Origin of the sequence: Neobacillus sp. 204, from assembly GCF_046562815.1 — a bacterium.
Classification (GTDB): Bacteria; Bacillota; Bacilli; order Bacillales; family Cytobacillaceae; genus Neobacillus.
Genome location: NZ_JBJORY010000015.1, coordinates 15,438 through 40,455, shown reverse-complemented (window position 1 = coordinate 40,455; position 25,018 = coordinate 15,438). Strand labels below are relative to the sequence as shown.

The following is a 25,018-nucleotide window of genomic DNA, read 5'->3' as shown; positions in this document are numbered from 1 at the left end:
GATTATAGCTTTAAAAAATTTATCTATACAACTATTCCTTTCTTCAAACGAGTAATCTATCTTACCAATTTGGTAGAATTGCAATGAAAGGAACAATTTATATCGTAAAGTTAATTACTTTTCTAATAACTATTACGAACCATACTGAAACAAGATCTTTGAAATTTCATACTGAAAATCGTTGAAATTATTTGATTTCAAGACTTTCTGTTTTGCTTCGGGATGATCCATTAAATGTAAAAACAATCGACTTAACTCCTTGTGTAAAAATAAGTCTCCAGCGCGTAGATTAATTAAAAAAAGTATTTGTACTACTTTTCCATCGTAAGTCGGTGGATTCTTAAATATCACAACACTTATCGAATCTTGAATAGCAACCATTTTTAATGCATGTGGCACTGCAATCCCATTTTGAAGAATCGTCGATATTTTTTCTTCTCGTTCAACAACCAAATCAGGAAAGTCAGGTGTTGCAAAACCCAGTTCAACAACTCTTTTTGCTTTTTCTTTAATGAAAGCTTTGTAGTCAAAAGACTCTCTACTTTCTTCTATATAAAACAATTCTGAATGAAATAGAGATAAGAGTGTTGGTACATTTTCCTTAACTCTATTCGCTGGGTACCTTGTGAGCGTACGACGAATTCTCTGGATATCTGTTTCAGTTAATATTGGTGCTACTTGAATATACGGAATAGAACTATTGTCAAAACGAATCGGATGGGATGAAACTAATAAATCATATTCTTCTAGATGAACCGATTGAAGTTCACTATACAAAACGATGTCAATTGTTGCACCCTGGAAAAGTGATGCGAGTTTCATTTTAAGTAAATCGGCCGATCCTGCTCCTGATCCGTACGATAGGAGAATTTTTTTGTAGGAACTTAATTGCTTGTGCTTCTCCCTTTCCATATGGGCTGCAAAATGCATTGTAAGGTATCCCATTTCATCACTAGAAAGTTCGAATCCCCATATTTCCTTTATCATTTCAGAAAATTTTAAAGCAATCATAAAGACATCGGAATATCTACTGTATACATCATCTATCAATGGATTTGTAAGCTTTAAATTGAAATATAACCTTCTTAACAAAGGATACATATGCATCATAAGCATATCCAAAAGTAGCTGATCACCTGTAAACTGCGTCAAGAAAGTTTGATCTAATTTCTCCAAACACTGCTTTAGTTTTTGTTTCAAATCATTCTTTTCTTGTTCCTCAATATCATCCACACTCGATTTACCACTTAAATGTGCAGCAAGATAAATAATCTCACTCTCTGGTAGTACGACATGATATAGTTCAGAAAGAATTTCACAAATTCTCTTGGCTATATTCATATACGATGGCTTGATCAGGGAAACATCTAACTTCTTTTCTTGATTAGGCAATATAAAATTGTGTTGAGTTACTCGAAACGAGAGTATTTGAATATGTCCTAAAATGTTCTCTAGTGCAAAATAACTCAATTTCAAATGATTGTTTTGTACTTCTTCACTCAAAACAGTTCTAATTTCTTCAAGTGGAAACGCTTTCTCGAAATTTAGATAATTAGATTTCTTTAACAATCCTGTTTCTTTTTGACTTAAGAAATAGGAAAACGCCCTTCTAAAATTAGTTTCGTCACCTAGTAAACGAACACCGTAATGTGATTTTGTTTCTACTTTTAGATCAAAAATCCTCACTTGCTTTTCCACTTCAATCATGTCGCTAAATACTGTCGATCTGCTTATCATTAGGCTATCAGCAAACATATCAATGGTTTGAAACTCAGTCGTTTGAAGCAGGAGCATAATGATATTGATTACACGAACACGAGGTAAATCTGGGGCTAAAGCTCCCTCAATTTCTTTCATATACGATTGAACCATTTCTTGATTTACTACATGAAGTAAATATCCTTCACCACGTTTTTTTTGAATAACAAATCCAGATTTTTCGCCAATAACGTTTAATTCTTTCAATTCATTTCGTAATGTCCGATTTGAAATAGCGAATTCTGATTCAAGTTCATGTGATGTTAGTGATTTTCCTTTTTGATACAAATATTGCAAAATTAGATCTCTTCGCATACATTACCTCATCACTCTAGATATTACTTTAGTATTTTAAGTATAATTCCCACCAAATTCATTTAACAGTTTGAATTTTTCCAACTTTTTTAGCAATATGCAACAAATTTATCATTGCTATCGTATAACTTTTGTACTACAAAAAGCACAGGTACTTTTTAGTAATTTCAAGGTATATCGCTCTCTTTTTGAACTTTTAATGTCTTTATTGATCACAAAAAAACGTTCCCAAGACCTGGGAACGCTTCTCTCATTAAGCTCATCCTCACTTTTCTAGTTACTTTTCAGGGCTAAATTAAACCCCATAATACTTCGCAAAAAGTTGTTTATTCCATTCATCTCCACCATCAACATTCGAGCTCTTAAACACTGGCGGTTTCAGTCCAGCTTGATGGTATTTTTTTGCTAACAAAATCGAAATGGTTTGAGCAACAAAAGCTCCCGCCATAGTAGAAGTTGCTCCCATACCAGTGTTGGCTTCTTCTACATAAAAAGCAGCATCCCCAGGTCCGGTACAACTATCAATGACTACATCACTAAAGCCGTAAAGATATTTTCCGCTACTGTGTCTTGATTTTGAGCCTGCAGGATGATTCGGATTCGTAAAAGCTATGACCTTTGCACCACATTCCTGTGCCATTTTTGCCAATTCAACAGTCATTCCATTTCTTCCTGAATTGGAAGCAATGACAAGCACATCCTTTGAGTTTATTTTGTATAAATCAAAGATAACTTTTGCATAGGCTTCTATGCGTTCGATCACAGTACTTTTTAAAGGATGATCGTGTAAGAAAAACTCATTCGGCAAAATAGGAGAAACTTGAGCAAATCCACCCGCTCTTACATAGAATTCTTCTGCAAACATATGTGAATGACCTGAACCAGTAACAAGGAAGCGACCTCCATTTTGAAGTGCTTCAAAAATGCATGTTGCCGATTCATCCATTTTTTCAATCTGTGTCGTATACAGTTTTTCGAGATTTGCTGTCACATATTGATAATAATTCTCCATTTTAACTATTCCCTCCTTTTATTGATTTGAGTACCCAAAAATGTAATTACCACCCGTACTTATTTTCGCTCCATTTTTTTATAATTAGATCTTGTTTTACGAAAACAAGGCTATTTTTTTCGATATCTTTATCTATGATTGCACCAGCTCCGAGAACACTATAAGCACCTATTTTACAGCCAGGCATAATAATAGTATTTACGCCCGTTCTGCAATAGTCGCCAAGATAAGCAGCATTTGAAAAATGTAACGGTACTTCTTTTCGTCCATTCACAACGTGCTCAGTTTCTCCATCATCAAAGCGTAATGTTCCGCAAACGGTTGCTGCTCCAATATCCGTATGACTGCCAATTGCACCATAAAACTCGCCATAGTGGTAAAGATATACCTTATCCATCACCATTCCACCAAGGAACTCTGCACAATGGTCGAATATACAATTCGATCCTATCGATACTCCATCATAAATGATGCAGTAATTACTAATTTTTGTATGATCACCAATCACGGCATTGCCATTAAAAATGGCTCCATTATCAATGATTGTATTGTCACCCACAATCAGGTTACCATGAATGACAACTCGATCACCAATTGAGGAGTTCATGCCCAGTTTTACATGGCCATGAATGGTTGCATTTGCTGAAATCGTCGCACCTTCTGCTAGTTGGTTCTCTTGTAGTGCATGACAAAAATGGTCCACCATAAATTGGTTCGCTTCTAACATATGCCAAGGCTTGTCAATATCAAAGAAATATCCACTACATTCGATAGCATTCAAAATTACGTTTTCAAGCGACTTCAGAAGTCCAGCTTCAATATATCTCTCTTTTGGAACACCTACACCAACTTTTACATCTGGAAAATAATCTGGAGTTCTTTTCACATAATCTAAAAGTGTATCGTCAAAGTGAAATCCTGCAAATTGATGGGTAATGCTGTTCCCACGATAGTGGGCACCGATCGACTGAACGAACCCATTCTCCATACTCGCACCAATCCAGTTTCTTGAGGATTCCTCTAAATTTTTCAACAACACAGTAGGTTGTATCGAATTCACTAAATTCTCTAGATCTTTTTGTTCAATGATGGTATCCCCATAGAGAACGATAAAATCCTTCGTATCAGAGAGTTTCTCAGCTCCCTTTACCAGACTTTCTGCGCTTCCTAAATTTGTTTGATCACTTACAAATTTAACGTTTTCTATATCTGACAAAAGATTTTCTATTTCTCTTTGATGTTCTTCATTAACGACAACAACAATTTCTTCTATTCCCATTGCCACAATGGATTCAATGTTATAGCGGATTAATGGCTTCCCTGCGATTTTTATTGTTGTTTTGGAGCGAACCGCGTTGAAAGGAAACATTTTACTACCTTTACCCGCCGCAAGAATAATGGCGCTTTTCGCCATTCCATCACCTCCGGTTTCATTCACATTTTATAACCTTGTTTTAAACACATCGAATTACAGTCTAAAATCATTTTTCTACTATAAAAATTTTTACTTATATTCTACTAATCTAAATTTATTTTTCCCTGCTGAAATATAAGGCAATAAATCTTTTGCAAAAGGATGAACAAATCCAATGACATTGTGCTCAACCGATTGTCCTAAATCTTTCAATGAGATTTGTACTTCCCCTTCATATTGCGCACTTCTATTATTTAAAACAGAGATTGTATATTTTCCTCTTGGTGCACAAAAGCAAGGAGGTACTTCTATTCCTCTCGTATCAGTCGCCCGAATTAGATTTGCAGGCTGATCCACTCTTGAAATTAGGACTGACTCTTGAATTGTTATTTTTGTATTTTGAGGAACAAACTGATTAAATACAACTGGAATCTCAATATAATCTTGTTTGTAGCACCTTGCCATTTCGATAAGCTCTGAAAGGTCGGCAAACGAGTCACCAATTAGCACATCATCAAAACCATTTGCAAATAACTCTAACATCGCAATATGACAAGGCAAAAAGCGGTGTTTTTCAATCGTACAAACCCCATGACCTAAGTGGTGCAAATCTTTAGGCGAAAGTTGCGATGCAATAAACCCACCGACCGGCACACCGAATGAGACAAACAGGTCGTTAATTGGGCGAATGTCCTCAAGAGACAATGCTGTATCTGGTAGTGGGAAAAAATTGTGACAAGCCGTTAGTTGACCAAGATTTCCTTCTTTTTCTACCGTTTCTAAAAATTCACGACATTCACGTATAGCGCTTCCATTCTGATTATCAGAAGAAGACATCGAAGCGTTTACTTCTATTTGAATCCCCTGCTGATTTTTTGAAAGAAGTGCTATTTCTTGGCTCGTAAAACCTCCATCAATACGGAGTTTTGTGATGCCCATATTTTGTAACGCTGTAAGATCGTTTGATGTACAACCCAACTCGTTGAAAACTTCATCATTCATATCAGCTGATACAGTCATACCAAGTTCTTTACAGTAACTTAGTATGTCATTCCAAGTGTTCGCATTTACATCCTCTGCACCTTCAAAACCATGATTATTTAAAATCAGTGAAACAAATACTTTTTTAAAACCATAAGAATTGGCCTTTTCCAAATAATCTTTAATTTGATCTACTGGATAAAAGTTGGGATACACACTAATTCCTATTTCACGCATGTTAATTCCTCATTCCTTACTATTCTTAATTTGTATTTACTTGTACCCCGCACCAATAATAATGGCACCGAATACTGGATCATAAAGTGGTGCAGAAATCTCTACTTGTGGTAAAACCACACTTAACTTCTCTTTTAACGAACCGAAATAATCTGTTGATTTCGTCAACAAACTGCCTGCAACAGAGAGACAGAACTTTTCTGACCCCATTTGTCGACTGATTCCAACGACTAAACGAACTAATTTCTCTAGTTCTGCTTCAACAATCGTACGAGCAGCTTCGTCTCCTTTTGCCCATGCTTCTAGGATAATTGGCGTACATGAAGCTACCATGTCAACTGGTATCGTATCTCCCAAATATAATAAATCCATAAATTCTTCTGGAATAGTCAACTGAAAATGAGCGAGCAACTTTTCTGTAAATGATGTAGGTGCAATCACTTTGTCGTACTCTTGCATAACAGCTGCAATCGCATGTCGACCAATCTGGAAACCGCTTCCTTCATCACTTATCACTCCGCCCCATCCACCAGTGCGTACGATTTTTCCTTTTGAGTCAATTCCCACAACAATGGAACCTGTACCAGCAATCATCAAAGCATCTTTTCGATGTCCGTTGCCACCAACAAGGGCAATTTCTGCATCATTCACCACTTCTAGTTGGCAAGTAAATCCACTTTCTTTTAATGCAGACAGATAGATTTCAACATCCTTCGGTCTATCGACACCTGCAGAACCTAATACGAGAATCGCATTTTGCAGTCGCTCTTGAAAACAAGAGACTAATGCTTCATAAATTTCACGAAATACTGGTCTAAGACCTTCTACGCCGATGTTATTATAATTTGACATCCCAAAATTTTGGTCAAATAGCGTTTCTCCATCTGGTCGTTCTTTGACCATGACTCTCGTTTTCGTTCCTCCACCGTCCATTCCAATAATCAATCTATTACTCATTATCTGTCCATTCATCCTTTCATTAATAATTTATTTCTTTCTAAAAGCAAAATCTTGCGCCTTGATTTTATGGTTATCAGATTTAAACAAAAAAAATTGAAATAGTTAGAACATCAAAAAACACAACTATGTTATTCATCGAATAAACCTAGATCCTACTCTAGTTTATTTAAGTATACTTACCACCCAATACATTAAACAGTTGGATTTTTTCCAACATATTTAGCAATATTATTACGCATATACCCGGTAGATTTAAGGGATACCATGGTAGATTAGACGACTTTATCGTAAATCTTCGAAAAATAGGAATGCTCTATTGCAGATAATTGCCAATCGTCCCTCCAACAGAACCTGAAAAACTCACGGCAACCCCTTGGGATACTTATGACCGTTTTGGGATATTTACAACGGAAAAAGTCGAAATAATTGTTATAACAATTAATGGTATTTATATCCAAAACACAGTAAAATTAACTTGTATTAATCATTTTTGGTTAAGGAGCGGATTCATTTGATTATCGTAACAACCGAGAATATTGCTAACCATAAAATTACAGAAGTATTAGGTCCAGTATTTGGATTAACTGTTAGGGCAAGAGGAATTGGTAAAGATATCGTTGCTTCTTTTAAGGGGCTGATAGGCGGAGAGATCAATCAGTATACAGAAATGCTTGAAGATGCCAGAAAACAAGCAATGGACCGTATGGTGAAAAACGCTTCGTCAATGGGGGCAAACGCGATAATTATGATGCGCTTTGACTCGGGTGAAATTGGTCAAAATATGAGTGAAATTGTAGCTTATGGAACCGCTGTTATTGTGGAAAAGGTATAACCAATGAAATGGATTGTTGGCTTTTACGGTATCCAACTGTTAATACTGATTATTTTAATCATCGGATCGTGGTTCATTTGGGACCGCCGCTTCAAAGCAAAACATGGTCTGCAAGTACCTAAAGGCTTCGTCCGAACAAATGAAGTATCAATCGATCCAACCACAAATAAAAGATTAGTCGTTTATTTCAACCCGGAAACCGGAGAGCGCTTTTATAAAGAAGAATAATGCAATTTATATAATTATATTTAAAAGGAGCCACCGGCATTTATTTTTAAAAACCGAGCTCCTTTTCATTTTGTTTTCTTATTTATAAAAACACGCTTCTATTTATGATGCGGTTCACCATGATGTACCTAAATGAGGTTTTACAATTTTAAATCTATACCTCTTTCTATACTATTTAAATGTTTAGCAAATACTAAATACAACTTGTATTCTGATGGAGTGATTTGAATGTCACGTAAAAAAGATAGTTCGATACATTTTTTCTTGTTATTTGTTGTTATGCTTGTTCTTATTTGGTCCCTGATTAAACCTGAGGCAGGTTATATGGTTTTGTTGATGGAGGTTTTACCTTCAGTATTAGTTTTAATATTATTGGTATCAACATACAATCATTTTCGCCTTACCACTGTTTCCTATGTCATCATTACCCTTCTTGTCATTTTAACGTTTATAGGAGGGCATTATTCTTATTCGAAAGTTCCTCTCTTTTCATGGATCAAAGATTATTTTGGTTTACAAAGAAACCACTATGATCGGTTCGGTCATTTTCTTAAGGGGGCTATGGTCATAGTTATAATAGAGATATTATTAAGGAAAACAGCTTTATTGAAAAGTAAAACGACAAATTTTATTGCTCTATGTATAACACTAGCAATCGGGGCTTTCTACGAAATCATTGAGTGGGCAAGTGCAAAAATAGGGAAAGAAGGGAAAGTCACAAAAGATTTTTTAGGTATGCAAGGAGACATATGGGACGCCCAGTGGGATATGGCATTTTTACTAGTAGGTTCCATTCTTTCGCTTTTTTTCACAAAGATCCTTTATAAAGAATTAGAAAAATCTAGATAATCGGCTACATAAAATAACGTAGGTACAAAATTTAAGAAACAAGAGAGATGACCAAAAATATGCAAGTTATTATTCATAACTTGGTATTTTTGGCTTGTCATTATTTTCAAATACAAAACCTCATTTACTTATGGTATGGCTACCGTATCTAATTGAACAATGGTTTTATTTGTCGCTTACCCATTCCAAATTTGTTCACAAATTGTCCACAATCGCCTTTTTATTTATAAAGAATCTAGGAAAAAATGGTAATACGAAGCATGGGGATGTTTTCGTATTCTATTTTTAAGGAGGGGTGAGCGTGACAATAAAGCGTTTAGCTTTGTTAATTATTTTGCTCACATATTTATTAATTGTTTTTGGGGGCTATGTGGCGTCATCAAAGTCTGGGATGGGATGTGGACCTGAATGGCCCTTATGTAATGGTGATGTTGTACCAACTTTACATGGGGACACCTTGATTGAATTCACACACAGAGTGATTGGGGCAATTCTCGGTATTGTTTCTTTTATTCTATTCGTCAAAATTCTACGTACAGAAGTAAGTCCTTCGGTTCGTACTGTTGGATACTGGATGCTTGTTTTACTTATTATTCAAGTGGTTCTAGGTGCAATCGTTGTGTTAAAAGATTTGCCCACTAGTATTATAGCAAGTCACTTAATCATTGCTATGCTCTTTCTGACAAGTCTCATCTGGATTTGGCGACGCACAGAAGAAAATGCAGATATCCAGCACCACCCTTCGGCCCATTCTAAGAAAAAACAAAAAGAAATTAAACTTCACTTCAATATTGTTCTGATTCTTTTACTACTTATTTTGGGATTTGGGGCATATGTGAAACATGAGTCTTTGGGAATGATATGTGGTGCGTTAGAGTGTAGAAATTCATTTTTACCAAAGACAGGTCCTGAATTCATTCAAACCATTCATAGAGTTTTAGCTTTCGTTTCAGCATTGTACATCTTCTTTCTCGTCTATTTGTCTTTCAAAAAGGGCTGGGGAGAAAAACTGCAGAATAGAATTATTTTTTCAGCCATAACGGTTCTCATTCAGGAAGTATTAGGCGTCCTTACAATTATAAAGGTTATTGATATTTCATGGGCAATGCTTCACCTTGCAGCAGGTACGCTCTTGTTCGCCATAGTAACGGAGGCACGGGTTTATATTGGTTCTGCTGCCTTCTTGAAAACAAGGCTGAACATTGTAACGAACCATCCGATTATAAATAAAACAGATGTGTAGAATAGAGGGTGTTCCAAAAATCTAGCTTTTTGGGCACCCTTTTTAGTATCATAATTGTTTTTTTCAATTTATATGAGCAAGGTGAACTATGTGTCTGTTCTCATATTTAAGATTTGAACAAGCTGATTATTTAAATAATTGGCATCATAAGAAAAGTCATTTTGATACCATTCAATAATCATGCCAATAATGGCATTAGCTTGATAGGCAAAAAAGAGTTGATGATTTACGCCTTCTTTAAGCCATCCATCTTTATCTTGAAGTAACAAATGCTTTATTTCATCGAATAATAAATAATAGTACATTAATGGAACTTTTTTTGACAAAACAATCCGGTAGAATGGTTTATATTTTTCGATATGATGAAAAATACGAATTGTGGAAGGATCTAATTCAGTGATTTTCAATACAGGCACGCGGCGATAAGGCTCTTGATAAGAACGTGCCAAATCTGCTGTAATTTCTTTAAAATACTCCTCAAATAAATCTTCTATTTGTGCATAATGCAAATAAAATGTACCACGATTAACTCTTGCCTTTCTGCAAATCTCCGAGATTGAGATGATTTCTAGACTTTTTTCTTTTAATAATTCTAACAATGCGTTATGAAGTGCCTCTTTTGTTTTCACTATACGCAAATCTGTTTGCAAAATTTTTTTCACCTCTTATTGAACACATCTCTTATTATTTGTTAATTATTAAACAAATATCGATTTTTTGCTTATTGTAGGCGTTTTCATATATTATTATAATATTTATTGAACAACTGTACAATAAAATGCAAGGGGATGGTTTCGAATGAGATTACAAGGAAAAGTAGCAATAATCACTGGCGCCGCTTCAGGCATGGGAAAATCAATAGCAGAAGGTTATGCAAAAGAAGGGGCAAAAGTCGTTGTATCTGACTTAAACTTAGAAGGTGCAAAAGATGTAGCAGAGAGTATCAAGGCTACAGGTGCAGAAGCCATTGCCATTCAAACAAATGTAGCTTCTGAAGAAGATTTAATACGTCTATTTGATGAAACAAAACAGGCTTTTGGAAAACTAGATATTCTTGTCAACAATGCAGGCATCATGGATGGGATGGAGCCTGTTGGTGAAATTTCAGACGAACGCTGGGAAAGAGTCTTTTCTGTTAATACACTTGCAGTTATGAAATCAATGCGTATCGCGGTGAATCTATTTTTAGAACAAGGACACGGTACTATCGTCAACAATATTTCCGCTGGTGGATTATACGGAGCACGCGCAGGTGCTGCATATACAGCTTCTAAGCATGCAGTAGTGGGCTTAACAAAAAACACTGCATTTATGTATGCAGACAAAAACATCCGTTGTAACGGTATTGCTCCTGGAGCAGTTATGACTAATATTGCTGCTTCCATGAATAATATAAGCGAATTTGGTGCGAGCCGCCAGGCATTGGGTATGGCTATTAACCCACGTGCTGGACAACCAGAAGAAATTGCAAAAATGGCCATCTTCTTAGGATCAGACGAAGCTAGTTTTGTAAATGGACAAGTTATTGCAGTAGATGGCGGTTGGACTGCTTATTAGTGGTCTTTGTATAAAAAGGGCTTAGTTCACTTGAGCTGAGTCCTTTGTTTAACCTTACCTTAAATTCATCTTGCACGTTTCGCTTTTATTTAAAACAGTGTAACCCCTAATAAAATGTGTATCATCACTAATTGGGTTACCGATAATTTATTGTTTTTAAATGTTGAATGTGGATGCCTATATGTCCAATGCCAATTATGATAGCGGATGTGGTCAACCAAATAACTTTACCATAAATACCTAATAGCAAAAAAGCCATGACAGGCAGACTAGCACCGGGTACAGGAATTCCACAAAAACTTCGATAAAAATTTTCTTCCGTATGCTCATGAATAAAATATCTAATCCAACTAATCTCATATAAAATCATCAGAAAAAATGATGCTATTATCCACCAACTCCATGCTGAAAACGGAGTAATGTTATAATCGCTAAAAATCAGTATGCTGCAAGTACAGCACACTTGTCCAACACGCTCAAACAATAGTAATATTTTGTTTTCTTGGGTAGTGTTATAGTCAATTGGCTTATTCTTACTCCATATGGTGTTTGGAATCCATAACATCAATAAATATATCAGACCTACATATGAAAATCCTAAATGACCTAACATATATTACCTCCTGATAAGATTCTATAAATTTAATTATCTATGATTACTTATTTTACCATTTAACAAGGAGCCGAATCTTACACAAAAAGGAAATTATTATGAATTTTTCTTCAAAGTTTAGGAACAGGCTTTCACCATCTTTACATTTATATGAGCATAAATGACATAAACGAAGAATTCCTTTAGTACTCCCAGTCCAAACTCAACTTTATGAAGGAATCTTTTTAAATCATTACCTACACATCTTGAGTATCCAACTAACTTCCCATCCACTTCTACAACCAAAAACAGATTTCTTTGATGGTTCGTATCTGCTTCGATTATTTTTTCAAAACCTGACTCGTCGATGAACGCCTCTCCCTTCTCCCTTGTAATCTTAACAAAGATAAATCTTTTGCATCACTTTTCTTGGCAGACCTAATCGCATAGTTTAATTCTTTAACTTTGAAGTCTTTTTGGTTAATTATCATTTACTTTACTCCTTTATTTTTAAAATCTCATTCATTAGTTTTGGGTTCGCGATATTCACCAATTTGATCTTTACACATAAATTAGGATGATATGTTCAAGAAGGTAGGTATGTGTCTTGTATTACAATCATTATTATCGTGGTAGACAAAACACGGCTTCACAAATAGATTTTCATTCTTTCCATGGTATCGTAACTATGATAAGTGATTTTATTATTGGAGCAAATAGCGAAAGCGACGGATGTTATAAATTAATATCTGTAGAGGATGGAGTGGAAGGAATCGCCAATTTCGTTGTCTCTCCTACAACTTACTTTGTTGACCAAGCAATGGTGGCTGTCGGAGATAGGGTAACGGGCTATTATGATGCGAATGCCCCCGTCCCTTTAATCTATCCACCACAATATCGTGCACTTGTCATCGTAAAACATACTCCATCCCAAAATGTAAAAGTTGACTATTTTGACTCTCAACTTGTGAGTAGTGATGGCCAGTTAAAATTAAATCTATCCCCCTATACCCAAATTCTCTTGCCAAACGGGGAAGCATTTTCAAAGAACATTGGAAACCGTAATCTCATAGTGATCTATGGCCCTGCCACAAAAAGCCTCCCTGCTCAAACCACCTCTTTTAAAATTGTAGTTTGGTGTTAAAAGGTTTTGTTTGAACGGTACCTTGCCCCTTCGCGTAATCGCAATTCGGTCAGGTACCTGTTTATTTTTAAAAACCTCATCTACTGATCTGAAGTGAAGCGACCCCTGAAAGTTTAAAAATGAGATTTTATAATTCTAATTTAGTCCATTTTTTTATCATGCCTCACCAATTTCCATCCCCGGAAGGCAGCTAGCGAGCAATCTGACTCCTTTATCAATTTCTTCAATCGATAAACCACCAAATCCTAACATGATATAGGAATGACTCTCGGGAGTTGGCTGAAGCCAAAACATTGCCGGTGAATAAACTTTGACACCCTTCTTTTGACCCCTTTCGATCAGTTCTAAGGCAGTTATCCCTTTTAGTTTCAATAAGATATGTAAGCCTGACTTTTCTCCCACTATTTTTACTTGAGTGCCCATATATTGTTCAATACTCCTTATCAGAGCCTGGTGTTTTCTTTGGTACATCTTTCGCATTCTTCGAATATGCCTTTCGAATTCTCCAGATTGTATGAACAGGGCTATTGCCCTCTGAATAATAGGAGAGACAGATTGGTTATAAGCCGCGAACTTTCGTGAATACTGAACTATTAATGAAGGTGGAAGTACAATATAACTTAATCTGGCTGAAGGAAGAAAGGATTTAGAAAATGTACCTAAATAAATAACCCTTTCCTCTTCATCCAGGGATTTTAGAGAAGGAATTGGCTGGCCCAGGTATCGGAACTCCCCGTCATAATCATCCTCGATAATGTATCCCCCAGTTTGATACGCCCATTTTAGCATTCGCATTCTTTTCGAAATGGACAGAACCATACCAAATGGAAATTGGTGAGAAGGCGTTAAGTATACGGCTTTTGCCCTACTCTTTCGAAGGTATTCCACTGACAATCCGTCCTTCTCAAGAGGCACCGGTTCAATATGGCATCCCTGATCTTCCAAAACCGCTCGAACACCATTGTAACCTGGTTCTTCCATTGCCACGGTTTTTCCCCTGAGTGCTAAAAGTTGGCAGATCAGCGTCATGGAGGCCTGTGTACCTGCTGTTGTCAGAATTTGTTCTGATGTAGATCGCACACCCCTCGATTGCAGTAAATAGTTTGAAATCTCCTGCCGTAATGCCAAATCTCCCATTCTTTCACTATACTGATAGCTCTCTTGATCAACTGCATCTGTAAGACATTTTTTCCACTGTTTTAAAGGGAATTTCTCAATATCGACATTCCCATATTCAAAATCAACAATGACCTCGCTTGGCGGCTTACATTCCAGCCTAATAGGATGCTCCCCCGCAATCGGATGCAAAAAAGGTTTCTCAATCTCACATACCCATATTCCACTTTTAGGGACACTTTCAAGGTATCCCTCTGATTGTAATTGCTGATAGGCAGCCTCAACTGTGTTCCGGCTGACCTTTAAATGAAGGGTTAGCTGGCGAATGGATGGCATCTTCATTCCTGGTAAAAGCCTGCTTTCTTCAATTTCCTTCTTAATCCAATGATACAACTGCATGTATAATGGCTCTGGCAATTCCTTTTGTAAAAATGGGGTAAGTTCCAAAGTCAACCCTCCGTCTGTCCCTATTAAACTTTTAAATTCTGTCACTTTTCTCATGTACAGAAATTTCTTACAATGATTTTATCATTATTTAAGAGAGTGGGGATGAAAAATGAATAAGATTCGCCAAGAAAAATTAGAATGTACTGATGATAAGCGTATTGAACTGTTTTTAAGCCAGGCACGGACAGGTTATCTTGGATTAACGGATGGGGAGGTTCCATATGTTGTCCCTTTGAATTTCGTTATGATGAATGAGGCCTTATATTTTCATGGAGCTGCACAGGGGAGAAAAATAGATTTGATTCATGCCAATCCCAACTGTTGTGTCACAGTATCTGAAGATTATGGAACTATGGTAAGTCCTATACCAGCCAAGACAGATACTGCTTACATGAGTGTGATGCTGTTCGGAGCACTCGAGGCGGTTACTGATTTAAATGAAGCAACAGCCGTAATGCAAGCCATGCTGGATAAGTACGTACCCGGCTACTATAATAATAGCCTATCACAATCCCACGTTGAGAAATATCGCTCCTCACTAGGGAGTCATACTTTGGTTTATCGACTAGTTCCCAGCATACGAACAGCAAAAGAAAATCAATTGAAACCGCATTTGTCTTTTTACTCAGGCAGGAAAGTTGATATGGATATTTAAAGCTTTGGAAAATGGACCGACTAGAGTCCATTCCAACTGCATTCCTCATCATTGCTTCGTTAACAAAGATAAAGGAAAGGAAGCTAAAATTTTTAATCAGGGTCATTACACTTTTAGCTTTTGAATACTGAATCTCTTTGTTTGCCTCCTTTAAATTTACATAGTTCAACTTTTTTGGATTTTTGCCTACTAAACCAAGCAGGAACCAAATGACTATACTTAAAATAGGCAAGATAAACAGGATATATTTGGAACCCCAGTTATCTGGTGTTTCCCCACTATAATAGATAGCGAACAGTGCCTGGCACTGTTCGGTCCACTCGGTGTATAACGAATAATGAAAAACACAAAGAGAAGCCATCGTATTTGTAACAGCCTGCATTCGATTTTGCAGGTTTATGCTTTTATGGATTCACCGAACCTTAAATCAATAGATGTTAATGAAAGTACACCTATCAGCAACCGGAACCTGAAAATACAAGTTTTGATTTACTGAACACCGTTTCCTTAGCCAATCATAAAAATACCCCATCTGTCATTAAGTGGGATTGCTCTCAAAACATACTCAACCGATAATTCTTCGATAAAAGTTCCAAAAGTTTAAGCCCAGCCACACTGTTCCCTTTTTCATCTAATGCAGGGCCGAATATTCCAATTCCGAATTTGCCAGGAACGGCTCCCATGATTCCGCCAGATACACCGCTTTTTGCCGGTATACCTATTTTTATCGCGAATTCGCCCGATGCATTATACATTCCGCACGTAACCATAAATGTTTTGCAAATTCTTGCTACATCGTCGGGCATGATCCTTTTCCCGTTAAGAGGATCCACTCCATCCATTGCAAAAATCATGCCGATCCTCGCTAAATCCAAACAATTCATTTCGACTGCACACTGCTTTGTATATAAATCCAATAACGTTTCAACATCCTCCGTGATGATTTTATGCTGCTTGAGAAAGTAACATAATGCCCGGTTTAAATGGGCCGATTCAAATTCAGAACGGGCTACCTTCTCACTATATACAACGGAAGGGTCGCCGGCCAATTCCCGGATAAAGCCCAATAACCGATTGAACCGCTCCTCTACCGAATCCCCTTTTATCATATGGGTCACGACAAGCGCTCCTGCATTGATCATTGGGTTTAAAGGTTTAGCAGGTGCCATTGTTTCTAGTTTGGCAATCGAATTAAACGGGTCTCCCGTAGGTTCCATACCAACCCGTTCAAAAACATAACGAAAACCTCTTTCCATTAATACAAGAGCTAAGGTTAGTACCTTTGAGATACTTTGTAAGGTAATGATTTTATCAATATCTCCAGCTGAGATACATCTTCCATCAGGATAATTTATGGCAATGGACAAATCATCTGGATTGGCTTTACGGAGCTCCGGAATATAATCTGCAACCTTGCCATCCTTTGTATATCTTTTTGCTTCTTCCACTAATTGCTTTAATTCATCACTTTTTTGACATGGCACTAGTCATCACCCATAGTAGTATGGGCGAATAATAGGGGGTTCATTCACCTGTATTATGAGCAACGCGATTAACTTTTTCTCTAGTTCTCTTTAGAAATTTATATGATTGACAGAAGATGAAAGGGAAATAGTAACTTGTTGTAGTTTTAAGGATAAAGAAATGAAATGGAGGAATTCAGAAAAAACTCTAAAAGAACATTAGCAAAAACATACTCTTACATTTTCTTCTTTCTTTGCTGTTGCTAAGCAGTTTAAAATAAAATTCAGGATTTGTTTTTTATCCCAAGATAAATCATCACTTTCTAACCGTGAATCCTTATTATCAAATAATTGATTGTAGGCATTCAAAGCCTTTTCAATTTGTTGTATGGAGAATGTAGAAACATCGCCTATTCCACTAACCCCTGCATTGTAATGATTTGCATCAAGTAAACTGTACAATATTTGAGCATTGTAATTCCCCATGCTGAAACGTGCATACGCAATTTCTTCTCCTGCTTTATTGAATCCTGAAATATCGTGGCCCATTGGTTATCCTCCTTCAAATTTTGTATTTCATTTCCAGAAATAATAGTCTTATTCTTTAAATACTTAAAAGTGATATAAATAGTTTGCTTGAACTTATCACTCATTTCAGGTCTGTTTTTTATATAAATATATTTTAAAAAAAGTATTAGTGAAAAAAAGGGGTGTTAAGGTGGATTAACTTGAAGATCCATTTAAGAGGTTGTTTAAAAACGTTGGGATCATTTATCAGTTGTTTTCATGTCTTTGTTTTATCTTTCATATTGAAACTAGTATGGTTTTATGTTCACAAAAGGTTTAAAACGATGAATTTATAGTGGAAGATTGCAATTTTACAAGAAAGATATTTGTTCATTTACAATTTCTACCTCCTTTCCGAAAATATTATATCATATTAAACTTCATATTCATTTAGACTTTACAAAATCTTTTCTACAACTATGTGAACAGATTGAAAATTCCCATTGACATAAAAAACAGGGGGACGGTTACTGGAAACATTAATTTATTCAAAAGAGAAAAAGGAGCGTGATTACTTTGTTTGATATGCATGCTCACTTCATTCCGCCAGATGTCTTGCTTTGGCTTAAGGATAACCAGAATTTGGTTCAAGCAAGATGGGAGAAAAAATCGCCAGATCAAGCTGACTTTCTTACAGTAAATAATAAATGGGGATTTGAGCTGAAAGAGTCATTTATCAATCCTGGATTATATCTGCAGGAACAAGAAAATGCTGGCGTTTCTCATTCCCTTGTCTCACCTATTCCCCAGCTTTTTATGTATGATTTTCCTGAATATATTACAAGTGAGCTTTCAACAGTCTACAATCGTTCACTAGGCAATTGGATTCATGACAACAGTGAGCGATTATCGGCACTAGCTACCATTCCATTAAACAATCCTGTTCATGCAGCGAACGAATTAAAGCATGCGATGAATTTAGGATTAAAAGGAGCCATTATTGGGCCCGGGCTATCAAATGTCATGTTAACAGATGAATTTTTTACTCCTTTTTGGGAGGAAGCCAATTATCAAAAAGCCATTATTTTTATTCATCCTCTGCTTTGTGAGGATCCGCGACTTCAGAAAAGGATGATGCCTAATCTAATTGGGGTTCCGTGGGAAACAACCATTTGTGCTGCAGATTTATTGTTAAGTGGTTTGCTGGACAAATATCCAAATGTAAGAATTTTGCTAGCTCATGGCGGCGGCTTACTTCCCTACCAGATTGGTCGTTTAAATAAAGGATATGAAAAATGGACAGGGGTTTCCGCTTCATTGCAAGCTCCTCCAGAAGAGTACTTGCGTCGCTTTTGGTTTGATAGCGTACTTTGGAACAATACAAGTTTGAATTTTCTTATAGAAATGGTTGGATCCGATAGAGTGGTTCCTGGATCGGATTTTCCTTTCGACCTATGTGCTTGGCCTCCTATAGCAAATAATGAGAGTGGAGTTAAATCTCTCCTATCTATCTAAAGGAGTTATTGTAGAACGACAAGTAGTCAAGGCCTTCTGAAAGCGCTTGACTGCTTGTGTATCTCTTGATTTGCTATAGATAAAAATCAATGGGATCCCTTCTACATCTACTGCCCCATATAAGTAAACCCATTGTTCTTTTACTTTTACATATGTTTCATCTACTCGCCAGCGCTCGTTTGTTAGCTTCATGTTCCGACGAACTCAGTTCTCTATCTCAGGACCATATTTTTGGTGTCCCTTCCGCATAATCATTGTTTGCGCTTGAATCAGCTTCGTTCACTTTTGATTTCCACTAAGTCGCGAATACTTAGATTGTTCCATAGGTACCACCTTACTGTTAAAAGGAATATTTCAGATTGATAATACTTTTACCATTGATAGGAGTGAAAAAACACCTTAGTATGTAACCTTTTTACAAACTTTTTAACATATATGTCATGGCATTCCTATTCCTATATAACTAAAGCTTAGCAGCAATTACCAAACCGGGATGGTTGTATCTGGCAGCGGGAGTCAAGAGGATGCTCGGAAACAGAAAAAAATCCAACGAATGGCCGTACCTCATCTGTATTAAATTTTCTTTTTTTCCTCCATATCTAATGTCCCCTTTTTTCACTTTTGAACCTGTAATATTCCTCTAAATTGGGAGCATATTTCTTGAATTACTTGAATGCTTTGAAGAAGTGCTTTAAGAATGACTTCTATCTAATTCTTGTAATCATACTCTTTAAACTCACTGAATGAGTAAAAATGACTAAATTTTTAATATATCCTCTTCGTTTGGTAAGGAAGATATCGCTCCTACCCTAGTACATACTAGTGCCCCTACTTTATTTGCAAATAGAATGATCTCTTTCAGTTTACTAAAATCATTGAGAATTGTGTTAATGGACTCAAAGTTTGCAAACTGATATAAAGCAGCACCGACAAATGCATCACCAGCACCCGTAGAGTCAATTGAATTTATTTCTATACTTTTTATTACACTCACATCATTTCCATTTGAAAGAAGTGTACCTTCACTTCCAAGAGTCACAGCCACAATTTTCGCTCCTAAATTATGGAGCTTCTCTATTCCTTCATACTTATCCATTTTTCCTGTGATAAGTTCAAGCTCTTCTTCGCTGACCTTTACAAAATCAGCCATGGATATACCTTTTCTAGCTAAATTAATAAATTCATAAATTCTATTTCTCCATAAATCCTTACGGAAATTAGGGTCAAATGATAGGAATATTCCACTATTTTGCGCAAACTCCATTGCATTAAAATAGGTTGTTTTAAAAGGGTCATCAAGTAACGCTGTTGCGGATCCAAAGTGTATTATTTTTGCTCTACTTAGTCTATCTAAATTTAAGTTTTCGTCTGCTAGATTTTGATCTGCTCCTCTATTGAATACAAAATCCCTTTCACCGTCTGCTTGGAGAGAAACAAATGCTAAGGTTGTTGGTGCTATATCATCAGTAACAACCATTGATGTATCTACACCCACCTTACTTAAAGTTTCTATCAAAAATGATCCAAATGGGTCATTTCCTACTTTTCCAATAAGGCTCGCTTCCCCACCTAGCTTTGAAATGGTAGCTGCTACATTCGCTGGAGCACCTCCAGCCTTCTTTAGAAAATGATCACCTTCTTTTAAATTAACACCAATATCTGTACAGTAAAAATCGATTAACAGCTCTCCAACGCACATAACTGAGCGGTATGTTTTATTCATTTATTTTCCACTCTCCATTCTTATCCCATCTTTTTTCAAAATTAAAAGGTTCATGGTCTTTTATCCACATTAAAGAAGGTAGTAAAAAAAACAGGAGAAAGTGCATTCAGGGTTTGCCTTCCTACTTCTTCCTTTTGAATTTTTTTATGTATGGAGTGGATTTGCCGCTGACTTCGTTGGTTATGCATTTGTCCAGAAAAACCAATTCCAGTAAATTCAACAGCAAGTCCCCCCTTTTGATCGCAAAACTGCAAGAAGATTGAAGGCCGTCGATCATTCGACAGCCTTTATAAAGTCTTAATATCAATGAAAAGATTTCCTTATTAATAGGAAAGATATTTAATCATTTTTACTTTTTATTACTCTTGTCTTAACATTATTAAATTTAGTTGTTGAACTCCACACATTTAAGCCAATGAAACCCTTTTAAATGTCTGTTCTTTTGCGTTTTGAAATTCTTATGTGAACTTGATAAGAATTAAGCTGCACTATTTCCACGTAAGCGATCTAATAAAACCGCGGCAACAATTACTCCACCTTTGACTACAAGCTGCCAATAATAGTTAACGTCCATTAGAGTTAAGCCATTACTAATAACGCCCATAATTAATACCCCAATGATCGTTGCTTGTATCTTTCCTTTACCACCTGTTAAACTTGTTCCACCCAAAATAACCGCTGCAATTGCATCTAGCTCATACATTTGACCTGCAGTTGGTTGACCAGAATACAACCTGCCAGCTAACACGACCCCACCTAAACCTGCTAATAATCCACTAATGGAATACACATTAATTAATGACTTCTCAACCTTAATCCCTGTTAATCGTGCTGCTTCCTCATTTCCACCAATGGCATAAATATGGCGGCCAAACATGGTATACTTTAAAACATAAAACATAACGATATAAACAAAAATCATGATATAGATAGGAGTTGGTATTCCGAAAATAGCTCCGCCACCAATGAATTTGAACGTTTCATTTTGTAAAACAATCGGATAACCACCACTAATGACATAAGCAAGCCCTCGAACATAGGTGAAACTACCTAATGTAACAATAAATGCTGGTAATTTGGTTTTAGCAGTGAAAAATCCATTTATTAGTCCTACTGCATACCCTACAGCCACACCTGATATCATGGCAATGACGGGGTTAACTCCTGCTGAAGAGACCATAACTGAAATAACACCGGATAAAGCAACTGTTGACCCGACCGACAAATCAATTCCACCAGTTAATATCACAATTGTCATTCCAGCAGCTAGCACAGCAATGATGGAAACCTGCTTTAATACATTTAACATATTGGCCGTTTCTAAGAAATTAGGCGCGGTAAAAGAAAGGACTACACATAATAAGATTAAAATCATTATCATACCTAATCGATTCCATAATCCGTGAAGGATCTTCCCAACATGAAGGCTTTCTCTTTGTGATATTGTTTGAGTATTTCCCCTCATTTTCTTTACTCCCCCCTAGTAGCTAAGTACATAATTTTTTCCTGTGTGGCTTCTTCCCTCGAAAGTTCTCCTGTTAATCTTCCTTCGCACATGACGAGGATTCGATCACTTACGCCTAAAACTTCCGGAAGCTCAGATGAAATCATTAAAACTGCCAAGCCATTTTCGGCAAGCTTCGAAACAATTTTATGTATTTCAGTCTTTGCCCCAATATCCACACCTCTCGTAGGTTCATCAAGCAGTAATACTTTAGGTGCGATGGACAGCCATCTAGCGATCACAACTTTTTGTTGATTACCACCACTTAAGTTCGATACCTGCTGTTCCGGTGAGGCAATTTTTATGTTTAGTTCTTTTATATAACGATCAGCGGTAGCATTCACTTCTTTCCAACTAACAATTCCAGCCTTCGTATGCTTTTTCAACTCTGCCATTAAAATATTCTCTTTTACGGACATAGATAAAAATAAACCTTGCTCTTTCCTGCTTTCAGGTACATGAGCAATTCCATTAGCCATTGCGTCTATGGGGGATTGTATTTTAACGGACTTTCCATCTACAAATATTTCCCCACTTACTAACTCAGATGCACCAAATAGGGCCCTAACTAACTCTGTTCTACCTGCACCTACAAGCCCTGCTAAACCAATAATTTCACCTGGGTAGATTTTAAACGAAACGTTTTTAACAATGGTGTTATCAGATACATTTTTCAGTTCTAGAACAGGGGAACTGCTTTTTGAAAGTTTTTTTGGATCAGGTGACTTATCTCGATTAAACAAATCTTTTAAATCACGACCTACCATTAGCTTCACAAGGTGATCGGGGTTTGTCTCTTCAATGGGGCCACTTGCAATCCACTCACCGTCACGTAAGACAGTAAATCTATTAGCAATCGTAAAGATTTCTTCCATTCTATGAGAAATATAAACGATGGCAACACCCTGTTTTTTTAAATCCTCAATAATATCAAATAGTTTCATAATTTCTTTATCTGTTAAAGAGGCAGTTGGTTCATCCATAATAAGAACCTCTGCCTTAAAGGATAACGCTCGAGCGATCTCTACCATTTGTTGTTGAGCAACGCTTAGGGTTGAAACCAATTGGCGTGGATTAAGATTAGACCCCATTGAATCTAACACCTTTTGTGCACTTTTATGCACCTCTCCCCACTTAACCATCCCTAGCCGATTTCTCGGAAAGGTTGAACCCATTAAGATATTTTCACTAATCGTCAAATTTGGAGAAAGGTTTAACTCCTGATGAATGACACTTATTCCTTTGTTCCTTGCATCAACAGGATCCTTCCACAAAGTCGCCTGACCTTTAAAATAGATTTTTCCACCATTATTATCAGGTGTATGGATCCCTGCTAGAATTTTCATAAAAGTTGACTTTCCGGCTCCATTCTCGCCCATTAATGCATGTACTTCGCCTGGAAAAAGTTCAATTTTCACATTGTTTAATACGGTTATACGTGAGAACGTTTTACTAATCCCTTCCATATTCAACACTGGATTCTTATGTCCATGTTGAACCTTCAATAACCTTTCTGTAACAGCCATACTTTTATCTCACCCCTTTTTTTAATTTAAAAAAAGGCTGAATAAGGGGTCTTTCCTTATCAGCCCTATTGATTAGAGGAGGCTTACCACCCTTGGTAAGAATCTAATTTATCTTGAGTAACAAGTTTAACCGGGACTTTAATAAGATCTTCTACATCTTCACCATTTTTCACTTTCATTCCAATTTCAACAGCCTTTTTCACCATTTCGCTTGGTGATTGTGCTGAAGTTGCCCTAATAGTACTTCCCTTTTTTGCCATAGCTTCTGTAACTTCAGGAGCACCATCTACACCCACAATGAAAAATTCATCTTTACGATCAGCTTGCTCTTGAGCAATTTCAACTCCGATTGCTTCAGGGTCATTGATAGCAAATACTGCGTCAATAGAACCTGATGGATTAGCTTGTAAAATACTTTCCATAACGGTTAATGCCTTTTCACGATTTCCTTCGCCGTTTTGCTTCGCTACTATTTTAATTTTAGAATCTTTAATAGCATCCTCAAACCCTTTAATACGGTCTGTTACTGCTGAAACAGGAGGTCCATCAATAATAGCAATGTTTCCTTTTCCACCTAATTGTTCAATGACATATTCTCCAGCTAGTTTACCAGCTTGATAGTTATCCGATGTAACAGTAGCATCGACACCACCTTCAGCATTCGTATCTACAGCAATTACAGGAATACCAGCGTCTTTTGCCTGTTGAACAGCTGCTGCAATTCCTTTTGTATCAACAGCATTTAATAAAATAACATCCACATTTTTTGTAATGAAATTTTCAATTTGAGAAGTTTGCTTTGCGAGATCATATTCAGCACTTTCAACAAAAACCTCTGCACCTAATTCTTTCCCTGCTTCTTCCACCCCTTTCGACATGGCAACAAAAAAAGGATTGGCCAAAGTACCCACAGTTAATCCAATTGTTAACTTTTTGTCACCTTTTTGCTCTTTCTTATCTTTCGTAGATTCACTTGATGATTCACTAGCACTAGTACACGCAGTCATCACAACCATTACAAACATTAAAACTAGTATTAATAGCATTTTTACATTTTTTCTCATTATGATCCCCCTATTTTTAAAAGATTACTTACAGGAATTTAGATATTGTTATCGCTTTCAGTATTAATTCATCACCACCTTAAATAACATTTTTTGCTAATTTAAATTCTACTGTTAGCGTTTTCATCTTTTTGAAAACAATTTCATTCTAATGGAATATTTTTTTAATTTCACTTGGTTGTTTTTGATTGTTTATGCTCGTTTTTGAATGTTTTAAGTTAATTCAGATTATATTATGCGTGTTTATAATTGTCAATGATGGCATATTTATCCATAAGTTATAGTAAAATAATAAAATATTAACAATTTAAATAAATAATCCATATTTTTCTTTTGATTTATTATTCTGGTAAAATACGACTTAAAATATAAATAA

At 36.3% G+C, this 25,018-nt stretch carries 24 protein-coding genes and 1 pseudogene; 8 read left to right on the top strand and 17 right to left on the bottom strand.

Features of this window, described 5'->3' with window-relative positions; translation table 11 throughout:
• Nucleotides 1-132: 132 nt before the first annotated feature.
• The 5 genes from ACJ004_RS24740 to ACJ004_RS24720 form a co-directional block, all read right to left on the bottom strand.
• The gene (locus ACJ004_RS24740) at nt 133-2,073 is read right to left on the bottom strand and encodes a BglG family transcription antiterminator (protein ID WP_410895801.1); all 1,941 of its coding nucleotides are present in this window, start codon (nt 2,071-2,073) and stop codon (nt 133-135) included.
• Nucleotides 2,074-2,368: 295 nt separating this feature from the next.
• Nucleotides 2,369-3,085, bottom strand: coding sequence for an SIS domain-containing protein (locus ACJ004_RS24735; protein WP_410895800.1), 717 nt, complete (start codon nt 3,083-3,085; stop codon nt 2,369-2,371).
• 46 nt (nt 3,086-3,131) lie between these two features.
• Complete coding sequence (locus ACJ004_RS24730; protein ID WP_410895799.1) at nt 3,132-4,499, bottom strand: nucleotidyltransferase family protein; 1,368 nt, start codon at nt 4,497-4,499, stop codon at nt 3,132-3,134.
• Nucleotides 4,500-4,589: 90 nt separating this feature from the next.
• Nucleotides 4,590-5,717: a MupG family TIM beta-alpha barrel fold protein gene (locus tag ACJ004_RS24725; RefSeq protein ID WP_410895798.1), complete on the bottom strand. Its 1,128-nt coding sequence runs from the start codon at nt 5,715-5,717 to the stop codon at nt 4,590-4,592.
• A gap of 36 nt (nt 5,718-5,753) precedes the next feature.
• Nucleotides 5,754-6,674 carry an N-acetylglucosamine kinase gene (locus ACJ004_RS24720; RefSeq protein WP_410895797.1) on the bottom strand — a complete coding sequence of 307 codons (921 nt, stop codon included), beginning with the start codon at nt 6,672-6,674 and terminating at the stop codon, nt 5,754-5,756.
• 514 nt (nt 6,675-7,188) lie between these two features.
• On the opposite strand from ACJ004_RS24720, the gene ACJ004_RS24715 reads away from it, so the two are divergent.
• From ACJ004_RS24715 to ACJ004_RS24700, 4 genes are all read left to right on the top strand, one after another.
• Nucleotides 7,189-7,509: a YbjQ family protein gene (locus tag ACJ004_RS24715; RefSeq protein ID WP_410895796.1), complete on the top strand. Its 321-nt coding sequence runs from the start codon at nt 7,189-7,191 to the stop codon at nt 7,507-7,509.
• A 3-nt stretch (nt 7,510-7,512) separates the two neighbouring features.
• Nucleotides 7,513-7,737: a hypothetical protein gene (locus tag ACJ004_RS24710; protein ID WP_410895795.1), complete on the top strand. Its 225-nt coding sequence runs from the start codon at nt 7,513-7,515 to the stop codon at nt 7,735-7,737.
• 228 nt (nt 7,738-7,965) lie between these two features.
• Nucleotides 7,966-8,586, top strand: a complete 621-nt coding sequence (locus ACJ004_RS24705) for a DUF2238 domain-containing protein (RefSeq protein ID WP_410895794.1) — start codon at nt 7,966-7,968, stop codon at nt 8,584-8,586.
• A 301-nt stretch (nt 8,587-8,887) separates the two neighbouring features.
• A complete protein-coding gene (locus tag ACJ004_RS24700) occupies nt 8,888-9,829 on the top strand; it encodes a COX15/CtaA family protein (RefSeq protein WP_410895793.1) in 942 nt (313 codons plus the stop codon).
• Nucleotides 9,830-9,915: 86 nt separating this feature from the next.
• On the opposite strand, the gene ACJ004_RS24695 is transcribed toward ACJ004_RS24700, so the two are convergent.
• Complete coding sequence (locus ACJ004_RS24695) at nt 9,916-10,482, bottom strand: TetR/AcrR family transcriptional regulator (RefSeq protein ID WP_410895842.1); 567 nt, start codon at nt 10,480-10,482, stop codon at nt 9,916-9,918.
• Between the two features lie 145 nt (nt 10,483-10,627).
• Between ACJ004_RS24695 and ACJ004_RS24690 the strand changes: the two genes are divergently transcribed.
• Nucleotides 10,628-11,386 (top strand): SDR family oxidoreductase, encoded by a 759-nt coding sequence (locus tag ACJ004_RS24690; protein WP_410895792.1) that lies wholly within the window; start codon nt 10,628-10,630, stop codon nt 11,384-11,386.
• Nucleotides 11,387-11,522: 136 nt separating this feature from the next.
• Here ACJ004_RS24690 and ACJ004_RS24685 read toward each other — a convergent pair whose 3' ends face one another.
• Nucleotides 11,523-11,999 carry a hypothetical protein gene (locus ACJ004_RS24685; RefSeq protein ID WP_410895791.1) on the bottom strand — a complete coding sequence of 159 codons (477 nt, stop codon included), beginning with the start codon at nt 11,997-11,999 and terminating at the stop codon, nt 11,523-11,525.
• Between the two features lie 320 nt (nt 12,000-12,319).
• Complete coding sequence (locus ACJ004_RS24680) at nt 12,320-12,469, bottom strand: hypothetical protein (protein ID WP_410895790.1); 150 nt, start codon at nt 12,467-12,469, stop codon at nt 12,320-12,322.
• A gap of 197 nt (nt 12,470-12,666) precedes the next feature.
• Here ACJ004_RS24680 and ACJ004_RS24675 point away from each other — a divergent pair, with 197 nt between their 5' ends.
• Nucleotides 12,667-13,122: a hypothetical protein gene (locus ACJ004_RS24675; RefSeq protein ID WP_410895789.1), complete on the top strand. Its 456-nt coding sequence runs from the start codon at nt 12,667-12,669 to the stop codon at nt 13,120-13,122.
• Between the two features lie 156 nt (nt 13,123-13,278).
• Here the strand turns inward: ACJ004_RS24675 and pdxR are convergent, their stop codons facing one another.
• A complete protein-coding gene (gene pdxR, locus ACJ004_RS24670) occupies nt 13,279-14,739 on the bottom strand; it encodes a MocR-like pyridoxine biosynthesis transcription factor PdxR (RefSeq protein ID WP_410895788.1) in 1,461 nt (486 codons plus the stop codon).
• A gap of 55 nt (nt 14,740-14,794) precedes the next feature.
• Between pdxR and ACJ004_RS24665 the strand changes: the two genes are divergently transcribed.
• Nucleotides 14,795-15,340, top strand: a complete 546-nt coding sequence (locus ACJ004_RS24665) for a pyridoxamine 5'-phosphate oxidase family protein (RefSeq protein WP_410895787.1) — start codon at nt 14,795-14,797, stop codon at nt 15,338-15,340.
• 554 nt (nt 15,341-15,894) lie between these two features.
• Here the strand turns inward: ACJ004_RS24665 and glsA are convergent.
• Complete coding sequence (gene glsA / locus ACJ004_RS24660) at nt 15,895-16,824, bottom strand: glutaminase A (protein ID WP_410895786.1); 930 nt, start codon at nt 16,822-16,824, stop codon at nt 15,895-15,897.
• 198 nt (nt 16,825-17,022) lie between these two features.
• Complete coding sequence (locus ACJ004_RS24655; RefSeq protein WP_410895785.1) at nt 17,023-17,352, bottom strand: hypothetical protein; 330 nt, start codon at nt 17,350-17,352, stop codon at nt 17,023-17,025.
• 534 nt (nt 17,353-17,886) lie between these two features.
• On the opposite strand from ACJ004_RS24655, the gene ACJ004_RS24650 reads away from it, so the two are divergent.
• The gene (locus ACJ004_RS24650) at nt 17,887-18,825 is read left to right on the top strand and encodes an amidohydrolase family protein (protein ID WP_410895784.1); all 939 of its coding nucleotides are present in this window, start codon (nt 17,887-17,889) and stop codon (nt 18,823-18,825) included.
• Nucleotides 18,826-18,858: 33 nt separating this feature from the next.
• On the opposite strand, the pseudogene ACJ004_RS24645 reads toward ACJ004_RS24650, so the two are convergent.
• The 6 genes and pseudogenes from ACJ004_RS24645 to ACJ004_RS24620 all read right to left on the bottom strand — a co-directional run.
• Nucleotides 18,859-19,178 (bottom strand): annotated as a pseudogene (locus ACJ004_RS24645) (DDE-type integrase/transposase/recombinase); the annotation flags it as partial.
• 404 nt (nt 19,179-19,582) lie between these two features.
• Nucleotides 19,583-20,548 carry a carbohydrate kinase family protein gene (locus ACJ004_RS24640; RefSeq protein ID WP_410895783.1) on the bottom strand — a complete coding sequence of 322 codons (966 nt, stop codon included), beginning with the start codon at nt 20,546-20,548 and terminating at the stop codon, nt 19,583-19,585.
• 50 nt (nt 20,549-20,598) lie between these two features.
• Nucleotides 20,599-20,802, bottom strand: coding sequence for a hypothetical protein (locus ACJ004_RS24635; protein WP_410895782.1), 204 nt, complete (start codon nt 20,800-20,802; stop codon nt 20,599-20,601).
• Between the two features lie 224 nt (nt 20,803-21,026).
• Complete coding sequence (locus ACJ004_RS24630; RefSeq protein ID WP_374193787.1) at nt 21,027-21,929, bottom strand: ABC transporter permease; 903 nt, start codon at nt 21,927-21,929, stop codon at nt 21,027-21,029.
• 89 nt (nt 21,930-22,018) lie between these two features.
• Entirely contained in the window at nt 22,019-23,578 is a 1,560-nt protein-coding gene (locus ACJ004_RS24625; RefSeq protein WP_410895780.1) for a sugar ABC transporter ATP-binding protein, read from the bottom strand.
• A gap of 83 nt (nt 23,579-23,661) precedes the next feature.
• Nucleotides 23,662-24,642: an ABC transporter substrate-binding protein gene (locus ACJ004_RS24620; RefSeq protein WP_410895779.1), complete on the bottom strand. Its 981-nt coding sequence runs from the start codon at nt 24,640-24,642 to the stop codon at nt 23,662-23,664.
• Nucleotides 24,643-25,018 lie beyond the last annotated feature (376 nt).